At 48.1% G+C, this 18597-nt stretch carries 22 protein-coding genes, 1 pseudogene and 1 other annotated feature; of the genes and pseudogenes, 18 read left to right on the top strand and 5 right to left on the bottom strand.

What is annotated here, in order from left to right:
• Positions 1 to 231: 231 nt before the first annotated feature.
• Complete coding sequence (gene rpe / locus BQ5375_RS00920) at positions 232 to 876, top strand: ribulose-phosphate 3-epimerase (RefSeq protein WP_022132925.1); 645 nt, start codon at positions 232 to 234, stop codon at positions 874 to 876.
• On the opposite strand, the gene BQ5375_RS00915 is transcribed toward rpe, so the two are convergent.
• Positions 873 to 1421 (bottom strand): adaptor protein MecA, encoded by a 549-nt coding sequence (locus BQ5375_RS00915; RefSeq protein ID WP_022132924.1) that lies wholly within the window; start codon positions 1419 to 1421, stop codon positions 873 to 875. The two genes, rpe and BQ5375_RS00915, sit on opposite strands and share 4 nt — an antisense overlap.
• Positions 1422 to 1532: 111 nt before the next feature.
• On the opposite strand from BQ5375_RS00915, the gene BQ5375_RS00910 reads away from it, so the two are divergent.
• From BQ5375_RS00910 to BQ5375_RS00890, 5 genes are read left to right on the top strand one after another with little or no spacing between them, the layout of a single operon-like run.
• Complete coding sequence (locus BQ5375_RS00910; protein WP_022132923.1) at positions 1533 to 2588, top strand: 4Fe-4S dicluster domain-containing protein; 1056 nt, start codon at positions 1533 to 1535, stop codon at positions 2586 to 2588.
• Positions 2589 to 2621: 33 nt separating this feature from the next.
• Positions 2622 to 3608 carry an RnfABCDGE type electron transport complex subunit D gene (locus BQ5375_RS00905; RefSeq protein WP_022132922.1) on the top strand — a complete coding sequence of 329 codons (987 nt, stop codon included), beginning with the start codon at positions 2622 to 2624 and terminating at the stop codon, positions 3606 to 3608.
• Complete coding sequence (locus tag BQ5375_RS00900; protein WP_076917282.1) at positions 3605 to 4282, top strand: Rnf-Nqr domain containing protein; 678 nt, start codon at positions 3605 to 3607, stop codon at positions 4280 to 4282. Before BQ5375_RS00905 ends, BQ5375_RS00900 begins: the two co-directional genes overlap by 4 nt.
• Entirely contained in the window at positions 4279 to 4875 is a 597-nt protein-coding gene (locus tag BQ5375_RS00895; protein WP_076917281.1) for an Rnf-Nqr domain containing protein, read from the top strand. The genes BQ5375_RS00900 and BQ5375_RS00895 overlap by 4 nt, the downstream gene beginning before the upstream one ends.
• 54 nt (positions 4876 to 4929) lie before the next feature.
• Positions 4930 to 6159: a putative glycoside hydrolase gene (locus BQ5375_RS00890; RefSeq protein ID WP_076917280.1), complete on the top strand. Its 1230-nt coding sequence runs from the start codon at positions 4930 to 4932 to the stop codon at positions 6157 to 6159.
• 345 nt (positions 6160 to 6504) lie between these two features.
• On the opposite strand, the gene rbr is transcribed toward BQ5375_RS00890, so the two are convergent.
• Positions 6505 to 7041, bottom strand: a complete 537-nt coding sequence (gene rbr / locus BQ5375_RS00885) for a rubrerythrin (protein WP_022132918.1) — start codon at positions 7039 to 7041, stop codon at positions 6505 to 6507.
• Between the two features lie 32 nt (positions 7042 to 7073).
• Positions 7074 to 7490 carry a Fur family transcriptional regulator gene (locus BQ5375_RS00880; RefSeq protein WP_022132917.1) on the bottom strand — a complete coding sequence of 139 codons (417 nt, stop codon included), beginning with the start codon at positions 7488 to 7490 and terminating at the stop codon, positions 7074 to 7076.
• A 254-nt stretch (positions 7491 to 7744) separates the two neighbouring features.
• Between BQ5375_RS00880 and BQ5375_RS00875 the strand changes: the two genes are divergently transcribed.
• The 10 genes and pseudogenes from BQ5375_RS00875 (at position 7745) to BQ5375_RS00830 (ending at position 16630) form a co-directional block, all read left to right on the top strand.
• Entirely contained in the window at positions 7745 to 9085 is a 1341-nt protein-coding gene (locus BQ5375_RS00875) for an MATE family efflux transporter (RefSeq protein ID WP_022132916.1), read from the top strand.
• Positions 9086 to 9211: 126 nt separating this feature from the next.
• Positions 9212 to 9375 (top strand) — a sequence feature (ribosomal protein L10 leader region).
• Between the two features lie 106 nt (positions 9376 to 9481).
• Positions 9482 to 10036 carry a 50S ribosomal protein L10 gene (gene rplJ, locus BQ5375_RS00870; RefSeq protein ID WP_022132915.1) on the top strand — a complete coding sequence of 185 codons (555 nt, stop codon included), beginning with the start codon at positions 9482 to 9484 and terminating at the stop codon, positions 10034 to 10036.
• A gap of 90 nt (positions 10037 to 10126) precedes the next feature.
• A complete protein-coding gene (gene rplL, locus BQ5375_RS00865) occupies positions 10127 to 10501 on the top strand; it encodes a 50S ribosomal protein L7/L12 (RefSeq protein ID WP_022132914.1) in 375 nt (124 codons plus the stop codon).
• Between the two features lie 156 nt (positions 10502 to 10657).
• Entirely contained in the window at positions 10658 to 12631 is a 1974-nt protein-coding gene (locus BQ5375_RS00860) for a YgiQ family radical SAM protein (protein WP_083687458.1), read from the top strand.
• Positions 12632 to 12649: 18 nt separating this feature from the next.
• Complete coding sequence (locus BQ5375_RS00855; RefSeq protein WP_022132912.1) at positions 12650 to 13636, top strand: ComEC/Rec2 family competence protein; 987 nt, start codon at positions 12650 to 12652, stop codon at positions 13634 to 13636.
• Between the two features lie 24 nt (positions 13637 to 13660).
• Positions 13661 to 13888, top strand: a complete 228-nt coding sequence (locus BQ5375_RS00850; RefSeq protein WP_022132911.1) for a DUF3006 domain-containing protein — start codon at positions 13661 to 13663, stop codon at positions 13886 to 13888.
• A 114-nt stretch (positions 13889 to 14002) separates the two neighbouring features.
• Positions 14003 to 14249: pseudogene (locus BQ5375_RS14095) on the top strand (ArsR/SmtB family transcription factor); the annotation flags it as partial.
• A gap of 89 nt (positions 14250 to 14338) precedes the next feature.
• Positions 14339 to 15274 (top strand): CobW family GTP-binding protein, encoded by a 936-nt coding sequence (locus BQ5375_RS00840; RefSeq protein WP_076917318.1) that lies wholly within the window; start codon positions 14339 to 14341, stop codon positions 15272 to 15274.
• Between the two features lie 15 nt (positions 15275 to 15289).
• The gene (locus tag BQ5375_RS00835; RefSeq protein WP_076917317.1) at positions 15290 to 15523 is read left to right on the top strand and encodes a thioredoxin family protein; all 234 of its coding nucleotides are present in this window, start codon (positions 15290 to 15292) and stop codon (positions 15521 to 15523) included.
• A gap of 90 nt (positions 15524 to 15613) precedes the next feature.
• Entirely contained in the window at positions 15614 to 16630 is a 1017-nt protein-coding gene (locus BQ5375_RS00830; RefSeq protein ID WP_076917275.1) for a permease, read from the top strand.
• Between the two features lie 54 nt (positions 16631 to 16684).
• Here BQ5375_RS00830 and BQ5375_RS00825 read toward each other — a convergent pair whose 3' ends face one another.
• Both BQ5375_RS00825 and BQ5375_RS00820 read right to left on the bottom strand, forming a co-directional pair.
• On the bottom strand, positions 16685 to 16909 hold the full coding sequence (locus tag BQ5375_RS00825; protein ID WP_022132907.1) for a DUF378 domain-containing protein: 225 nt from the start codon (positions 16907 to 16909) through the stop codon (positions 16685 to 16687).
• Between the two features lie 114 nt (positions 16910 to 17023).
• Positions 17024 to 17266: an AbrB/MazE/SpoVT family DNA-binding domain-containing protein gene (locus BQ5375_RS00820; protein ID WP_022132906.1), complete on the bottom strand. Its 243-nt coding sequence runs from the start codon at positions 17264 to 17266 to the stop codon at positions 17024 to 17026.
• A gap of 178 nt (positions 17267 to 17444) precedes the next feature.
• Here BQ5375_RS00820 and BQ5375_RS00815 point away from each other — a divergent pair, with 178 nt between their 5' ends.
• Positions 17445 to 18068, top strand: coding sequence for a nucleoside recognition domain-containing protein (locus tag BQ5375_RS00815; RefSeq protein WP_076917273.1), 624 nt, complete (start codon positions 17445 to 17447; stop codon positions 18066 to 18068).
• Entirely contained in the window at positions 18065 to 18586 is a 522-nt protein-coding gene (locus BQ5375_RS00810; protein WP_076917271.1) for a spore maturation protein, read from the top strand. The genes BQ5375_RS00815 and BQ5375_RS00810 overlap by 4 nt, the downstream gene beginning before the upstream one ends.
• Positions 18587 to 18597: the final 11 nt, after the last annotated feature.

The raw sequence follows: 18597 nt of genomic DNA, 5'->3' as shown, positions 1-18597 counted from the left end.
TTTATGGTATCACAACATTCCGTTCGATACAATCTGCATTTTGACAAAATATTTCCATGCAGATTTTACCACAGAAATATTCCGCCTCAAATATGAACATTCCTAAAATTTACGCCTTTTTCTCCCCGAAAAAAGCCGAAAAGATTGACCTTTTACAGCAGTTGGTTTAAAATAAAATGGAATTTATCTGCCCAAAACGCAATTTTTATTTCAGAAAGGTGATGTCACTTTATGATAAAGGTTTCTCCTTCCATTCTCTCGGCTGATTTTGCAAATCTTGGAGAAGAAGCACGCAAAATGCAGCAGGCTGGTGCTCCATGGCTGCACATCGATGTTATGGACGGACATTTCGTTCCAAACATTTCCTTTGGTGCTCCGGTTATGAAATGTATCCGCAAGGATTTTGACGGTATCTTTGACGTTCATCTGATGATCAGCGAGCCGCTGCGCTATCTGGATGACTTTGTAAAAGGTGGCGCTGATATGATTACCTTCCATCTGGAATCGGACAGTGATCCGGATGCTACCATCGCTGCTATTCATGAAAAGGGCTGCAAAGCCGGCATCTCGATCAAGCCAAAAACCCCTGCTGAAGCAGTAAAACCATATCTTGACCGCGTTGACATGGTTCTGGTCATGACCGTGGAACCTGGTTTTGGCGGACAGAAATTCATGACCGACATGATGCCGAAGGTTACCCAGATCCGTCAGTGGATTTCCGAAAGCGGCAGAGAAATCGACCTGCAGGTTGATGGCGGTGTCAATGCTGAAACAGCAAAGGTTTGCGTCGAAGCTGGCGCAAATGTGCTGGTTGCAGGCTCCTACCTCTTCTCCAAGCCGGATTATGCGGCTGCAATCAAGACTCTGGTTGATTAATCTTTTGAAAAATGGTGATCCAGCTTTTGCAGTGCATCCTCTTTCATTAAACAGCTGCCGTGCTCGGAAAGTACCGCGGCAGCCCCGTTTGGATGCAGGGCACAGCTTCCATACTCCAGCAGGATTTCTTTTGCGGCAGCTACCTCTTCTTCCGACAGCAATACGGTCAGATAGTAGCTGTCATCCATCCAATAAAGCCTGTTTTCTCCGGCTTTATTTCCCATCCGTTCATACAGCCGCAGGCATCCACCCAGCATCTCCTCACTGGTGCCAAAGCGAAACACCTGCAGCTGTCCCTGATCCTGCACAATGCGGGTCAGATGAAAGATGGTCTGATCCTCGTCCTGGGAAATCTCGATTGCAAACTCCCCCTCTTCGACCGGAAACCCGCTTTGCTGGGATGCTTTGTGTAAAAGCCGAGCCAGAATACTCTGGGTCAGCGGGTCCGGCTGTTTGATCTGCTGGGGACACAATTCCCACGCGGCAAGCTCTGCTGCGCTGAGGATAATTTCCAGCTTATTTTCTCCCAGGCGTTTTAACTTCATCGTGACCACCATACCTTTCCAGAAAAATCTTGTTCTGTATTAAAAACAGAAATTTTGCTCTGACCCTTCCACCACCCATTTTGTTTTTGATTGAAAGGAGTCTTTTCCCGAATGTCTTTTTTCGATTGGCTGACCACCGGTTCTTCTCACGGCATTCTGCTGGAACAGGAAAAAGAGCCTGCTCTTTCCAAGCCGTTTCTGCCGTTTTTAAGTTCCGTTTCTTTGCAGACTCAGCCTTTTTCTCATGGATATGACCTGTCGAAGCCTTTGAGCAAGGCACAGCTGAGTCATATCGCAGCCCTTGCCCACATCATCGACGAGCGCGACGGGAAACCTCTGTCCCAAAAACTGGACAGCTGCACCAAGCAGAGCATCGACTTTTTGTGTGCTGATGCCATCGATGATGAGCCGTACGTATCCAGCCAGCTAAATCCCCTGCTGCACTGCCGCACCGAGATTGTGACTGCACTCAACTGGCTGGCAGACGCTTTTGAAGCAAAACATCGCTTTATTGCTGTATATAAAAATATGTCCTCACTGGACACAAAAATTCCGGCTTCCATCGAATCGGTAGAAGTGCGCCGTATGGAAGGCCGCTACCCGATGGAGATCCGCGCTTTCCGCAACCTGGGCAAAAACACCCTGATTATCGGTTCCGCTGCTCTTCTGCATCTGTACCGCGCGGTCACCGAAGGAAGGGTACAAACTACATCCTTTATCACTGTTGCCGGAAACTGTGTCACCAATCCCTGCAATCTGGAAGTCACCATCGGCACTTCGGTCGACCAGGTTTTAGAACGCTGCGGCCTTTCTCGTGAGCCATCCTGCCTGATCGAAGGCGGTGCGATGCACGGTATCCTGATTCAAAATCCGCTGCATACCATGGTTCGTGCGGATACCCGTTCCATCCTGGCTTTCCACATTGACCGTCAGGAACAGCTTTACAACTGCATTGGATGCGGCCGTTGCATCGAAGCATGTCCTTCCGGCTTAAATCCACACAAGCTGTACCGCTGTGTTACCACAAACCATGCTCAAAAAGCCATTTCTTTAGGACTGCACAACTGCATCGGATGTTCCACCTGCAGTTATGTCTGCCCTTCGCGCCTGGACCTTGCCTACACCATCACCAAGGGAAAACAAAAGTTCCCAAACGCTAAGGACTAGGATCTCCCTTTTCCAGAAAGGAGCATTGTATCGTTGAATTCATTACGTCACCATGCACCATATATCCGGCATCCTGAATCCAGCCGGACTGTTATGAGCGATGCTGTGATCGCGCTGGTGCCTCTGTATTTCATGTCTTACTTTTACTATGGTTCGCGCGTACTGTTTGTTGGCGCCTTTTCTGCGCTGCTGTGTCTGGCCTGCGACTGGGCATGCAACTATCTGCTGTACCGCCGAATCAATTTCCGCGACCTAAGCGCGCTGGTCACCGGCATCATCATCTCGATGCTGATGCCTCCAACCATCGATTTTTATGTTGTTGCCGCCGCCTGCCTGTTTGCTATTCTGGTTACAAAGGCTCCGTTTGGCGGTACCGGACACAACGTATTTAATCCGGCCGCCGCAGGTCTTGCTTTTGCAACCCTGTGTTGGAGCAGCAAGATGTTCCAGTATGTGCAGCCTCTGCAAAAACTCCCCTTTACGATTGACGAATCTGTCTCCATTCTTCAGGGACCAACCGCTACCCTCAAACTGGGTGGTATCCCGCGTCTTGGTCTGACCGAGCTGCTGCTGGGTAATTTCCCTGGCACCATTGGTTCCACCTACACACTGATTATTTTTGCGTGTCTGATCTATCTGATTGCAAGAAATGCGGCAAAGTGGTATCTGACCTTAAGTTATCTGATTCCGGTTGCACTGCTTTCTGCCGTTAACCATCCATACGGTGTTGATCCGCTGGAGTCGATTGCAAACGAAATGTTTGCCGGTTCCCTCTTCTTTGTCTCGGTCTATCTGTTAAATGACCCTGTCACCACACCAAAATACCGCATTGCGCGGATTCTTTACGGCTTCTCTGCCGGACTGATGACCATGTTCTTCCGCTACAACAGCCCGTTCGAGCTCAGCGCCGTATTTGCGATTCTGCTGATGAATGCGCTTTCCCCTGCCTTTGACTGCTTCTGTGAATGGCTGATGCCAAAACTCCAGACAGCAACAGAAAAAGGAGGAACCAACGAATGAATCTGACCCTTGTACGAAAATATAACAAGCTGCTTCGAAAAACAGATGGTATTTTGCTTCACAATCCTCTGCTGACACTGGGACTTGCCCTTCCGCTCGCCATCATTCCATCCTATGGTCTGATCGGCACCGCTGCCGTTTCGGTTGCCATGCTGGTCTGCTTTGTTCCTACTGTTTTTCTTTCGGGACTGATCGGCAATCGACTTCCTCTCTGGCTGAGAGTTGTGGTTTATCCGGTTGTCTCCTGTCTCTTGCTGATTCCGGCAAGATATCTGGTTCAGAACATCTCTCCTCTGATTTTTGATACGATTGGCGTTTACTTTTCTCTGATCTGCGTAAACTCTTTATTGATGTACTCGATCGAAAAGGTTCAAAACAAAAAGCCGGTCGCTGTTCTGACCTTTGCTCTGCGCCAGTGGCTGGGCGCCTGCTTGATCGCTTTTCTTTGCGGTGCAATCCGTGAACTGCTTGCAAATGGTTCTCTCTGGGGTTTTGTGATCCTCAAGGATCTGCCCCGACTGCCGGTAGCCCAGATGGCTTTGGGCGGATTTATCCTGTTTGGATTCCTTGCTGCTTTGTGCCGTTTGATCCATCGGTTGATCCTGTCCTTCTCCTTAAAAGCCGGCAGTAATCTGCCGCAGTCTTCCACCGAAAGGGGTGAAGCTGGCAAATGATTTTTTTGACTGAACTTTTTGCCGCATTTTTATCCGCAATGATGGTTGAAAACCTGCTCTTTGCCCGCGCAATCGATATTCCGGGACTGTATGAAAAACGAACTCCCGGACAGATTTTCACCATTGGTGCTGTTTTGATGGTTATTAACTGCATCTCATCGATTCCTGCTTACCTTGCAAGCGGGATCTTCCGCAGTCACGCTGCTTTCGTTCCGTTCATGACTCTGAGCTTTCTGCTCATCAACGGCATTGTCTTTATCCTCTGTTATTTTGCAATGCAGCGTCTGATGCCGGAACGCTTTGCCTCAATTCAGAAGTCCCTTCCATTCTATGGTGTCAACTGTGTCACACTGGGAACCCTTCTGATTGCGGCAAGGATGAGCAACAGCTCACATTTTTCTTCCTTCTTTGGCTACTGCCTGGGTGCCGGCGTAGGATTTACCTGCGCGATGCTGGTGCTCTGGTCGATCCGCCAAAAACTTGCCCTCACTCATACGCCTAAGACGTTCCGCGGGCTTCCAATCACCTTTATCTATCTTGGAATTGTTTCCCTTGCGCTGTTTGGTTTGCTCGGGAACCAGCTTCCATCCTAAATTTCTGTACTGCAATCGCCTGCCTTCTCGTGATTGCTCAGGGAGGATTTCTCTATGGGAAGACCTTATAAAATTAAACGTCACAAAAGGATTTACCGCCGTTCTGCGGGAAATATCATCCTGCGCGTGTTGATTATCGTCGCTGCTGTGGCTGCTTTGTTCGGTATTGGCTGGATGCTGTACACCCCGGTCTCGGACTGGATCTCACAGCGTCAAAATCCGGATACCGCTGTCATTGGTGAGTCCTCCGCACAGTCCGACGGACTTGATGTCGACGAAACAACATCTGATCAATCGGGTGTTTCAGAAGAAACCGGAACCGAGGACCAGCAGCAGGCTGTTCTTTCTCAGGCACAGACCGCTTATCTGCCAATTGAAACGGTTGCGGACGAGCAGAAATTTGCTCAGGCTCTGGAGCTTGCAAAGGAACAGGGATATGACAGCATTCTGTTTGACTTAAAGTCTTCGGACGGAACGGTAAATTATCCGATCTCCTATAACCCATCAACCGATGCTCTGGTAACCGGCACAACCACCGTTGACCTAAATACAGTTGTCCAGCAGATTCGGGATGCAGGACTTGTTCCAATGGCATCCATCTATACCTTCCGCGACCACCGCTATCCTTCCGCAAACAACGCTGCTGCTACCCAGTATATGGACTCCGATTTCCTGTGGGTTGACAACGACCCTGAAAAAGGCGGAAAAGCATGGCTCAATCCATTCTCGCAGCAGACGCAGGACTATATCCGCAAGATTGTCGATGATGCCTGTGCTGCCGGATTTGAACAGATCGTTCTTCAGGGTGTTCAGTTCCCGGAAGGCTATTCTCTGGATATGATCGACTACGGAGAACACGCTTCGGATGATAAACATGCTTTCCTGCAGCAGTATCTGCAGGAAATGACCACCTATGCCGAAGGCAATGGGGTAGAGCTCACCGCCCTGTTCCCGGCAACCAGTGTGCTGGGCGGCGAAACCAAGATGTACTTTGGCGATGTTTCCACCATTATTGGAGATTCTGCTGTCCTTGACCTGCGTCTGGAAGTGTTCGGAAACGGAATTCAAACCGATCTTCTTTCGATCCCTGACCCATCCACTGACCTCTACAATACCGTTAAGACTGCCAGTGCCGCTGTAAATCAGCAGCTTTCCGGCAAAGAGCTGACAGTCATGGTGGATGGCTCCGGACTTTCTGAGGATGAGGTTGCTTCCCTGATTCAGGGCGCTTCGGAAAGCGGCATCGAACACTGCATCGTCTTTGAGCCTTCTCTCGCTCAATAACATTTCTTTAAAAGCACAAAGCGGCTGAGAAACTAAAAGTTTCTCAGCCGCTTTCCTTATATCAAAACGGTACAGGGGTTTCTCCCCTTTCCCTGACACTCCTATCCTATGCATTCATTCCTGCTTTTGCAAAAGGAGCGTTTCTTTTGATATCTCCTGCTTCTGTTCCCCTGGGGTATTCTGCCGGTATTATCTGCTTTTTGTTCTGCTGTTTTCAAAACAAAGCGGAAGGAAAATTTTTTGCACTCTACTTTCCCTCCCTTTGACCTTATCTTCTGGGAGAAGAACAAAAATCCCGTGCAGAAAAATCTGCACGGGATTTTCAGGGGAATTGTTATCTGTCTATTAATAGTTCTGTGCTCTGAGTTCAAAGTATGCTTTTGGATGAGCGCATACTGGGCAAACTTCTGGAGCTTCTTCGCCAAAGTGGATGTGACCACAGTTGCGGCAGATCCAAGCTTTTTTGCCTTCACGGTTGAATACTTTGCCAGCCTCGATGTTTTCGCACAGCTGTTTGTAGCGTTCTTCGTGTTCTTTCTCGATCTTGCCTACTTCTTCAAACAGGAATGCGATGTGATCAAAACCTTCTTCTCTTGCTTCTTTTGCGAAGGTTGCGTACATATCGGTCCACTCATAGTTCTCGCCAGCTGCTGCATCTTTGAGGTTTTCTACTGTATTGCCGATGCCGCCATTGAGCAGTTTGAACCAGATTTTAGCATGTTCTTTTTCGTTGTTTGCAGTTTCGGTAAAGATTGCAGAGATCTGCTCAAAACCTTCCTTCTTTGCCTGGGAAGCATAGTAGGTGTATTTGTTTCTAGCCTGGGATTCTCCTGCAAAAGCTGCCTGTAAGTTTTTCTCTGTTTTTGTACCTTTCAAATTCATAACCATTTTCCGCCTTTCTTCTAAAATAATATTTATAATGTGTCTTTGCTTTCTTTGTTTTCTCTGCACCGTCCGCAAATTCCCCATGCCCTGATCTGGACATCCTGAATCTGCGCGCCGCTTGTCTGTAATGCCTGCCTGAGCAGTTCGGTCTCCTTGTCAATCTGGCAGTCCAGATCGGATACGCCGCCGCACTCGGTGCAGATTAAATGCGGATGCATCCGGGTCACTGCGTCAAAGCGATCTCCGCCGATTCCTGTTTGAATTCGGATGATCTGGCCCATCTCTTCTAAAAGATTGAGGTTGCGATATACCGTTCCCAAACTGATATCGGGAAGCTGCTGTTTGACAGCGAGATAAACTTCCTCTGCATTGGGATGTTCGTGAGAAGCTTTGAGCACATCCAGCACAAGCGTCCGCTGTTTTGAATTTCTTCTTGGTTGTGCCATTTCTTAGCTCCTTATCAGTAATGATTCTTGTTACTGACTAAAGTATATCAGTTCTTTCTCTTCTTGTCAAGCATTTTTCTTCGATTTTTTTAAAAAATTCTATACCGATTACACAAGTCATTTTCCCCCTGCTTTTTTATTTTTATTCTAAAGATAAGAAGTTAAAAATGATGTCGAAAAGGAATTGACAAGCACCTGTTTTGGCTGTACCTTTAGTCAGGTAACTTTTGTGTATAGAAAACGGAGGATTTTGTATGGAGAAAAGAATGAATCTGCTAAGCCTTACCTGGCCGATCTTTATTGAGAATGTGCTGTTCATGCTGCTGGGCTTCATCGATATTTTTGTGCTCAGTCGTTACAACGACATTGCTGCCAGTGCTGTCAGCGCTGCCAATCAGGTAATTTCCATCTGCAATCTGGTGTTCAGCATCATCTCTGGTGCTACGGCTATCTTGATTTCCCAGAGCCTGGGTGCACAAAAACGTCAGACTGCTTCGATGATCGCTGCCCTTTCGCTGGTATTCAGCAGCATTATTGGTATTGTCATTTCCGCGCTGATTGCCCTGTTCCATCGTCCGCTGCTGGCTGCTCTGGGTGCACAGGGTCAGATTCTGGAATATGGCTGTGAATATCTGCTGATCGTAGGCGGATTCATCTTTACCCAGGCAATTTTAAACTCAGTCACTGCTATTTTAAGAAGTCATGGATACACCAAAACTTCCATGTACGTCACCGCCATCATGAACATTTTAAATGCCGTACTGGATACCGCATTTGTTCTGGGACTGTTCGGACTGCCTTCTCTGGGTGTTCGGGGCGTTGCTATTGCGACCACCCTTGCCCGCGTTGCCGGTATTTGTATCCTGTGCTTTTTGCTGTTTAAAGGAGTGGAATCCCCAAGCATCTTTGCCCTGCTTAAACCTTTTCCAAAACAGGAGGCCAAAAAGATCCTGCTGGTGGGTATTCCTTCTGCCTTTGAAACGATCAACTATAACGTTGCTCAGCTGGTCGTTACTTCCATTATCTTTCACTTTTTATCGGACAACGATTTTATTGCGAAAACCTATTTTTCCAACATCGTCATCTTCTTTTATGTCTTTTCCAACTCGATTGCACAGGCAGCACAGATTCTGGTCGGCTATCACATCGGCAACGGGGACACCGACTCTGCCGACCACGTCTGTATGCATTCGCTCAAAGTTTCCCTGCTGATTGCCATGTCCATCAGCATCGGAGCACTGTTTGTGCGCCAGTATCTGATGATGGTATTCACCACCGATCCGGTGATCGTACAGATTGGTGCATCTCTGTTCTTTATCGATCTGTTTGTAGAGCTGGGACGAACTTTTAATATCGTAGTTATCAATGGTCTGCGCGGAGCCGGCGACACCGTCTTTCCATCGGTGGTCGCGGTATTTTCGATGTGGCTTGTCGCCACACTCGGTGCGTTTATCCTGGCAGTTCCGATGGGGCTCGGACTTCCTGGCATCTGGATTGCTTTTGCCGCTGACGAATGCCTGCGCGGTCTGCTCATGCAGCTGCGCTGGAAAAGCGGCAAGTGGAAAACCAAGAGCCTGTACCACAAAGCCGCATAATCACTGCATTTTTGCCGTGTCAAAAGGACAATCCCGGCTGATTGTTATGCACAATTCATAATTTTTGAAAAATGGCTTAAAAACCACAAATTTCCTATTGACACGCCATCTTTCCTCGGCTATAATAAAAAAGCTGTCATGATTCCATAGACAGCAGGTGCAAATGCAAAAAGCATTGCTTAAAGTTAGCCTGCCGAGGAAACGATGATAAGGATATTTTATGACTTTTCATCCGCTCTTTTCTGCCTCGGTGGTCTCCACTGGGAGAAAGGAGCTTTTTTAGTTTTCGGGTTTTCTGAGAAGACCCTGACGGGCTTCTTCTCAGGGCGGCTTTGCATCGAATCCGCGCCGCGGGCATCGTGTCCGGGGCAAACAACTTTCAGGAGGTGAACTGATTTGCCAAACGAAAAGGTTTTACTCGAAAAACAGCAGTATGTTGCTGAGCTGAAAGAAAAGCTCTCTAACGCTGCTGCAGGTGTCCTGGTTGATTACAAGGGCATCACCGTTGCAGACGATACCAAACTTCGTAAAGAGCTGCGTGAAGCTGGCGTTGAGTACCGTGTTGTTAAAAACACCATGCTCCGTCTGGCACTGAAAGATACTCCATACGAGGAAATCTCCAGTGTTCTGGAAAACACCACCGCTATCGCAATCTCCAACGATGATCCGATCGTTGCTGCAAAAATCATCTGCAAATACATTGAAGATAACAAAAACACTTCTTACGCTGTAAAAGCTGGTTTTGCTGATGGTAAACCGATGGATAAGGCTGGCGTTGAGACTCTGTCCAAACTGCCAAACAAAGAAGGCCTTGTTTCTATGTTGCTCAGTGTACTTACTGGCAACCTCAGAGGTCTTGCTGTTGCTATTAAAGCAATCGGTGAGAAGAAAGAGGAAGAAGCTGGCGCTCCAGCTGTAGAGGCTGCTGAAGAAGCACCTGCTGCTGAATAATCCATCTTTTACGGACAAACTGTCCGAAACATGCGCGGTTTTATAAACCGACGCCACTACATTTTATTTGAAAATTATGGAGGTACTATCATGGCTTCTGAGAAAGTTTTAGCATTTGTTGAAAATGTTAAAGAACTGACTGTTCTTGAGCTTGCTGAGCTCGTAAAAGCACTGGAAGAAGAATTTGGCGTTTCTGCTGCAGCTCCTGTAGCTGTTGCAGCTGCTCCTGCTGCTGCTGCAGCTGCTGAGGAGAAAACTGAATTTGACGTTATCCTCAAAAACGCTGGCGCTAGCAAAATGGGCGTTATCAAAATCGTTAAAGAGATCACTGGTCTCGGCCTGAAAGAAGCAAAAGCTCTGGTTGACGAATGTCCAAAGCCAATCAAAGAAGGCGCTTCCAAAGCAGAAGCAGAAGAAATCAAAGCAAAACTGGAAGAAGCTGGCGCAGAAATCGAACTCAAATAGTTCTGATTTTAAACCTAGTTTACAGTTTACCGGATACAGAGCAATCTGTATCCGGTTTTTTTATGTCCTGATTTTCTTTGCCAGAACGCCTTGTCTATGGTATACTATCTGGTATCAGATGAAAAAACACTCTTTCAAAATAAAAAGGAGCGTAGCATGAGCTCAACATTTCTTCCTATCACAAAAAAGGAGGCACTCGAGCGCGGCTGGGATCAGCTTGACTTTGTCTATATCATCGGCGATGCCTATGTTGACCATCCGAGCTTCGGTGCTGCCATCATCTCCCGCCTGATTGAATCGCTGGGATTTTCCATCGGCATCATCTCACAGCCGGTATCCGACCGGGACTATCAGGAATTTGGCAAACCAAAATATGCCTTTCTGGTCACCGGAGGCAACATCGACTCGATGGTTGCCCACTACACCGCTGCCAAACGCAAACGCAGCGACGACGCTTATACCCCTGGCGGCAAGGCTGGCAAACGTCCTGACCGCGCAACCATCGTTTACTCCCGCAAACTGCGCGAGCTTTACCCTGATTCCTCCATCGTTATCGGCGGCCTGGAGGCTTCTCTGCGCCGTTTTGCCCATTACGACTACTGGGATGATGCGGTCCGTCCGTCCATCCTGATCGACTCTCAGGCCGATCTGCTGCTGTATGGTATGGGCGAAAAGGTCATCAAGCAGTTGACTGAACAGCTGCAGGAGGGCAAAGATATCCATTCCATCCGCGATATCCGCGGCACCTGTTATCTCTGCACTCAGGATGAGATCCCTGCTGAAAGCGTTTCCTGTGCTTCTTTCCGTAAGGTTTCCGAAAACAAGGAAAGCTATGCCAAGGCACATCAGATTCAAAACGAGTGGCAGGATGCTGTCTACGGCAAGATTATTGTCCAGAAACAGACCGACACCGAATATCTGGTACAGAATCCTCCAATGCCGACCCTCACCCGTGAAGAGCTGGACGAAGTTTTCAAGCTCCCATTCACCCGCACCTATCACCCTTCCTACGAAAAACTCGGCGGTGTAGATGCCATCGAGGAGGTCGAATTTTCCATCATGCAGAACCGCGGCTGCTTTGGCAACTGCAACTTCTGCGCCATCACCTTCCATCAGGGCAGACAGGTCGTTTCCCGCAGCGAGGAATCCATCATCGCAGAAGCGGAAGAAATGACCCGCAATCCACGATTCAAGGGATATATCCATGATGTAGGCGGCCCAACCGCAAACTTTCGCTATCCTTCCTGCAAAAAGCAGCTGAAATACGGTCTGTGCCAGAATCGCAAGTGTCTGGCTCCGAAACCATGTCCGCATATGGACATCGACCACAGCGAATATATAGACCTGCTGCGCAAACTGCGCAAGATCAAGGGCGTCAAGAAAGTGTTTGTCCGCTCGGGCATCCGCTACGATTATGCAATCGCTGATCCAGACCCAACCTTTATGCAGGAGCTGGTAAAATACCACATCAGCGGACAGCTCAAGGTTGCACCGGAACATTGTGTCAACCACGTTCTGGACAAGATGGGCAAGCCACACGTTCAGGACTTCGACCGCTTCTGCAAGCGTTTCTATGAGGAAACCAAGAAAATCGGCAAGGAACAGTATCTGGTTCCTTACCTGATGTCCTCCCACCCTGGCTGCACCATCGCGGATGCGGTGGAACTTGCCGTTTACCTCAAAAAACACCACATGCGCCCGGAGCAGGTACAGGACTTCTACCCAACCCCGGGTACAAACTCCACCTGCATGTTCTATACCGGACTCGACCCGCAGACAATGGAACCGGTCTATGTTCCAAAAACAGCGGAAGAAAAATTCTATCAGCGCACCCTGCTGCAATACTATAAACCGGAAAACCGTCGCAATGTCATCGAGGCGCTCATCCGCGCTCACCGCGAGGATCTGATTGGCAACGGACCAAACTGTCTGGTCACTCCGGATATCGAATATATCCGCACCCACAAGCAGCAGCCTGCACCAAACAAAAAGCAGGATTCCCGCAGAGCAGGCAAACCTGCCAGCAAAAATACCCGAGGAAGAAACACTTCTCGCAAGACACCGGTGGTTGACCGCGGCGGCGTGCTGACCAACGATACCCGTTCTTCCCGTTCCCGTAAATACAGATAAACCGGAGGCCTTTTTTCTATGGCAAAACGTAAACGCAAAAATTCCTATCAGCAGGCCCTTCCCAAATGGGTTATTTCGGTCTTTGCCGTCATCGCCGTTATCTTAAGTATCCTGACCTTTGGCGGCGATATGATAGGGCTGGACACCTCTCTGCTGACCGAATGCATGAATACCATCGACCGCATCCTCTATGGCGGTCCTACCTCCCCGACTCCGACGCTGCCGACCTCCGGTCAGGCTAAGGTCTACATCATTGATGTCGGTCAGGGAGAAAGCATCCTGATCACCACCGAAGAAAAATCCATGCTCATCGACGCCGGTGAAAACAATATGGGCGACGATGTCCTCACCTTCCTGGATACGCTGGGACTTGAGAAAATCGACTATGCTATCGCGACCCATCCTCACTCTGACCATATCGGCGGACTGGATACTGTGATGCAGGAAATTCCGGTTGGCGAAGTGTTCTTCGGACCAATTCCGGACAAAATCGTTCCAACCACCAAAACCTTTGAGGATGTGCTGGATGTTATTGAGGAAAAGGACATTCCTCTCTCCACCACCACACCTGGTCAGACCATTGACCTTGGCAGCGGAGCGGTCGTCACCATTCTGGGCCCTGTTACCGAAGATATCGATGACCTCAACAACACCTCGGTGGTCTGCCGCCTTGACTTTGGAGAAACCTCCTTCCTGTTTAATGGTGACCAGGAAACCCCTATGGAAGAACTTCTGCTGCAAAGCGGCGCGAACCTTGACTGCGATATGATGACCATGGGACACCATGGCAGTTCCACCTCTTCTTCTCAGGAATATCTGGACGCAGTCTCCCCGGAATATGCTTCTATCTCTTGCGGACGCGGCAACAAATACGGCCATCCGCACGAGGAAACCGTAGAAAAGCTGGAAGAAATGGGGGTAGAATATTACCGCACCGACCTTTCGGGCAATATCACCTTTACCAGTGACGGAGAGAACATCTCGGTCCGCACCGAAAAACCATAACCGCACAAAAAGGAGTGTCACAATATGAGAGAACTGATTATCGACCGCTTTGAGGAAACCTATGTTGTCTGCCAGACACCGGACGGACAGCTCGATGCTTTCCCAAGAAAACGTCTTCCAGAAGGCGCAGAGGAAGGCAGCTGGCTGGTCATTCATGATGACGGCACCGTTGAGATCGACGAGGAAAAAACCATCCGCCGCCGTCTTGCAAACATGTACCGCATGAAAAATATGCTCAAACGCAAATATTAATTTGCTTTTCGGGACGATTTTCAGAATCGTCCCGATTTTTTTATCATACATATTGACATTTATCTATGTATTGATTATACTATATATCGAAATATATCAATATGAGGTGATGGGATGGATTCTTGCTATCAAAATAGAGCGGCGATTTTCAAAGCGCTTGGGGATGAAAACCGCTGGAAAATACTCGACATTCTCAAAGGCGGCGAAAAATGTGCCTGTGTGCTGCTCAACAAACTGGAAATCAGCCAGCCGACTTTGTCCCACCACATGAAGATTCTCTGCGATGCCCGACTGGTAAATGGGCGCAAAGAGGGAAAATGGACCCACTATTCCATTAATAAGCCAGGAGTCGAAGCTGCTTGTCAGCTTTTAAATACATTGACTTTGGATAGCCGCAGCGATAGATGCGATTGCGGCTGTTCTGATTCCGAAAAGCGAGGTAACGGTATCATGGAAAACAAAACACAGCTTTATGTTCTGACCGGATTTTTAGGTTCCGGTAAAACCACCATCCTGTTAAAACTGCTGGACAGCTTAAAAGGCAAAAAGGTGGGCATCATCCAGAATGAATTTGGTAAGCTCGGCATTGACGGCACCATCCTGCGCAACGACGACATCCAGATGGTGGAGATCAACCGCGGCTCCATCTTCTGTTCCTGCTTAAAGCTCTCCTTTGTTCAGGCTCTGGCAGAGATGGCAGAACACGAATTTGATTACCTGTTTGTCGAAAGTTCCGGTCTGGGCGATCCATCCAATGTGGAAGAAATCCTCTCTGCTGCCGCTACTCTGTGCGGTGATAAATACAACTTCAAAGGTGCAATCTGTCTGGTGGACGCTGTCAACTTCTTTGACCAGCTTGATGACCTGGAAACCGTTTACCGTCAGCTCAAACATTGCCACCTTGCTGTGCTCACCAAGGTAGATCTTGTGGATGGTCAGCGCATCATGGAACTGAAAGAAAAAATCCGTGAGATCAACCCTGTCTGCCGCATTGATGTCAGCTCCAACGGAAACCTCGACCTTTCCTTCTTAAACGAAGATCTGATGCAGTATCGTTGGGCAGAAGGCGAAGAAACCACCAACTCTGAGGAAACCAAACCAAAAACCCTGTTCTTAAACTTCGAAGGCGAAGTAGAGCTGGAAAAACTGGAGCACTTCCTTCAGGCTGTGGAAGCTGACCTCTACCGTGCAAAGGGCTTCTTCCATCTCTCCGGCAAAGGCTGGAATCAGATCGATCTGGTTGGAAAACGTGTGGATGTAAAACCATGTGAACCACAGGAAAAATCCCAGATGGTATTTATCTCTAAGATTGGCCCTGCTGTCATCCGCAAAATTATGAGCGCATGGGAAGAAACCGTCGGACTGCCAATGCAGCTGAAAAACTAAGGAGGAAAAATCATGATGAATCTCAAAGTAATCGGTACTGGCTGTGAGGACTGCGACCGCCTGTACGAAAATACCAAACAGGCAATCGCTCAGCTGGGGATTGAGGCAGAACTCGAAAAGGTCGAAGACCTGATGGAGATCGTGAAATTAGGCGTCATGACTGCTCCTTCCCTGATGAAGGACGGAAAGCTCATTATCAGCGGTCAGGTTGTTTCCACCGATAAAATCGTAAAGCTCCTGCAAAAATAACAAAAACCGGTCGCCGAACATTGGTAAGGCGGCCGATTTTATCCCACAATATATCGATATTTATCAATCTGTTTTGAGGTGTAATGTTTTATGGCTATCGTACAAAACGTGTGGTTTTTCCTTCAGGATCAAATTCTGGGAATGAAGTGGCTCAATGCTCTGATTGGAAATCTTCTGACTGCCCTAGGGCTGGATATCAGCTCCCGAATCGGCGGTGCTGTTCAGTTTTTTCTCTATGACACCATCAAGATTTTTGTCCTGCTGTCTGTTTTGATTTTTGTCATCTCCTATATTCAGAGCTACTTTCCGCCGGAACGCACCAAAAAGATTCTTGGCCGCTTCCACGGCATCGGAGCAAACACCCTTGCTGCACTGCTCGGTACCGTCACTCCATTTTGTTCCTGCTCCTCCATCCCGCTCTTTATCGGATTTACCGGTGCAGGACTTCCGCTGGGTGTTACCTTTTCCTTCCTGATTTCCTCCCCTCTGGTAGACCTTGGCTCGCTGGTTCTGTTAACCAGCATCTTTGGCGGAAAGGTTGCAATCGCCTATGTTATCGTTGGTCTGGTTCTGGCGGTACTGGGCGGCTCGCTGATTGAGCGCCTGCATCTGGAAAATGAGGTGGAAGAATTTATCCGCAAGGCAGGAAGAATCGATCTGGATTCTCCCGAGCTAAGCCTTTCCGACCGACTGGAATACGCAAAGGATCAGGTTGTCGCCACCGTAAAAAAGGTTGCTCCTTACATCTTCATCGGTGTTGGTATTGGTGCATTGATTCACAACTTTATCCCGCAGTCTTTTGTTGAGACGGTGCTCGGCGGTGATAAGTGGTATTCGGTTCCTCTTGCAACTCTGGTTGGTGTACCGATGTATGCCGATATCTTCGGCACCATTCCGGTTGCCGAAAGTCTGTTTGCAAAATGTGCAGGACTTGGAACCATTCTTTCTTTTATGATGGCGGTAACTGCACTTTCCCTTCCTTCGATGATCATGCTGCGAAAAGCAGTAAAACCAAAACTTTTGGCAGTATTCTTTTCCATCGTAACAGTCGGAATTATGCTGATTGGATTTTTGTTTAACTATTTTTCTTTCTTGTTTGTTGTTTAAGATTAAAGGAAAAAGAGCGGTGAGGCAAAGCCTCACCGCTCTTTTTCTGTTTTGCTAAATCCGTCGTTCTCTTGCCGTTTCATGATGCACTTCGGTATCCCGGAAAAAGAAAGAAATCGCCCAGACACCAGCCAGTGCAACCAGGGTATAAACAATACGGCTGATCATGGATGCCTGACCGCCAAACAGAGCAGCTACCAGGTCAAACTGAAAAATACCGATGCTTCCCCAGTTGAGTGCACCGATTACTACCAGCGCAAGTACCAGTTTATCAATCATAATAACATCTCCTTATCATTTTTAAGGACAATGTTATTGTGAGCAGTTTCTGTACGTTCTATTCTGCATTTTTCTCTCATACGTTAAAAAGAACCTGGAAAATATTCCCACCAATTATTTTCCTAACAGTTCCTCCCTGCATTTTTTGCAGATGCATCTGCCTTTAAACTCTTCCAGGTTTTCTTTGGAGGAACAGAACACGCAGGATGGCTCATATTTTTTCAAAATGATGCGATCATCCTCGGTCATAATCTCCAACGAGTCCTTAATCTGGATGTCCATGACCCTTCTTAATTCAATTGGAAGAACGATTCGTCCTAATTCGTCCACTTTTCTTACGATTCCCGTCGATTTCAACTTTTAACACTCCTTTTTATTTGCAAGATTTGTCGGTTCTTGATAAATATACCTGATTTGTTAAATGCTGTCAATCGAGAATATTCCCATTTTTTGGAAAATTTGCATGAAAAAAGTTAACTTTTCGTGACTGATTGTCGAGCAGTGTCACAAAACATCAAAGCAAGGAGTTTTTTGTATGCTGAATTTCCTGATTTTACTGATTCTGATGTTCTCCCTGGTTACCGCTTTATTCAATGGAAAGATGGACCTTTTGTGCAATCAACTGCTTGATTCCCCCCAAAAGGCGGTTGAACTGACCGTCACGGTTGGATGCAGTATCTGCCTTTGGAGTGGTGTCATGGAGGTTGCTCGCCAGTCCGGTCTGCTGCGCTTTTTATCAAAATTTTTTTCTCCCATCCTCTCCCTGCTATTTCCCGGCATCAAAAAAGACTCTCCGGCTGCTCAAGCGGTCTGCCTGAACCTTGCCGCCAATCTGCTGGGACTGGGAGCAGCGGCCGCTCCGGCGGGAATCTGTGCGGTGTCACAGTTTCAGCGTGCCTGTCTTGACCCGTCCGTTGCGAGCGACAACAGCATCCTGCTCATTCTGCTCAATACCGCCTCCCTGCAATTAATTCCAACCACTGCCGCGATTCTGCGCTTACAGGCTGGCTCCGCTGCTCCCATGGAGATTTTGCCTGCTGTATGGATGGCATCCGTTCTTTCGGTCACCACCGGTATTATTGCCGCAAAAGGAATGGCTCATATTGCTAACGCAAAACTCCCTTCTCATTCCAAAATCATAAGGAGGGAAAACGCATGAGCTTTCTGTCTTCTTTTATGATTCCCTTTCTCATCTGCCTGATCTTTGCCTATGCCTTAACCCATAAGGTGGATCTTGTCTCTGCCTTTTCCACCGGGGTCTGTGACGGACTTAAAATCGTTTTAAACATGTTTCCCGCCTTGCTGCTTCTTACCCTGACTATCAGCGCTTTTCGCTCCTCCGGCGCTCTGCAGCTTCTGTCCCGGGCTCTGGAGACTCCTGCTGCCGCTTTGGGGATTCCCTCTCCAATTCTTCCCCTTACCCTGCTTCGTCCCCTCTCAGGCAGCGGTGCGCTGGTTGTCTTTGAGGATATCCTGACTCAATATGGTCCGGACAGCCTGATCGGAAAGATTGCCAGCGTTATGATGGGTTCCACCGAAACCACCTTTTATACCATTGCGCTGTACTGCTCGGCGGCTAACATCAAAAAAAGCCGGTACGCTGTACCGGCTTCGCTCTGTGCAGATCTGATGGGCTTTTGTGCCAGCGTGCTGGCAGTAAAATTGCTGATCAATTAAAAACAATCACT

The sequence above is a fragment of the Negativibacillus massiliensis genome, assembly GCF_900148495.1.
Lineage (GTDB): Bacteria > Bacillota > Clostridia > Oscillospirales > Ruminococcaceae > Negativibacillus > Negativibacillus massiliensis.
This window is presented reverse-complemented; position numbering and strand designations above follow the sequence as displayed.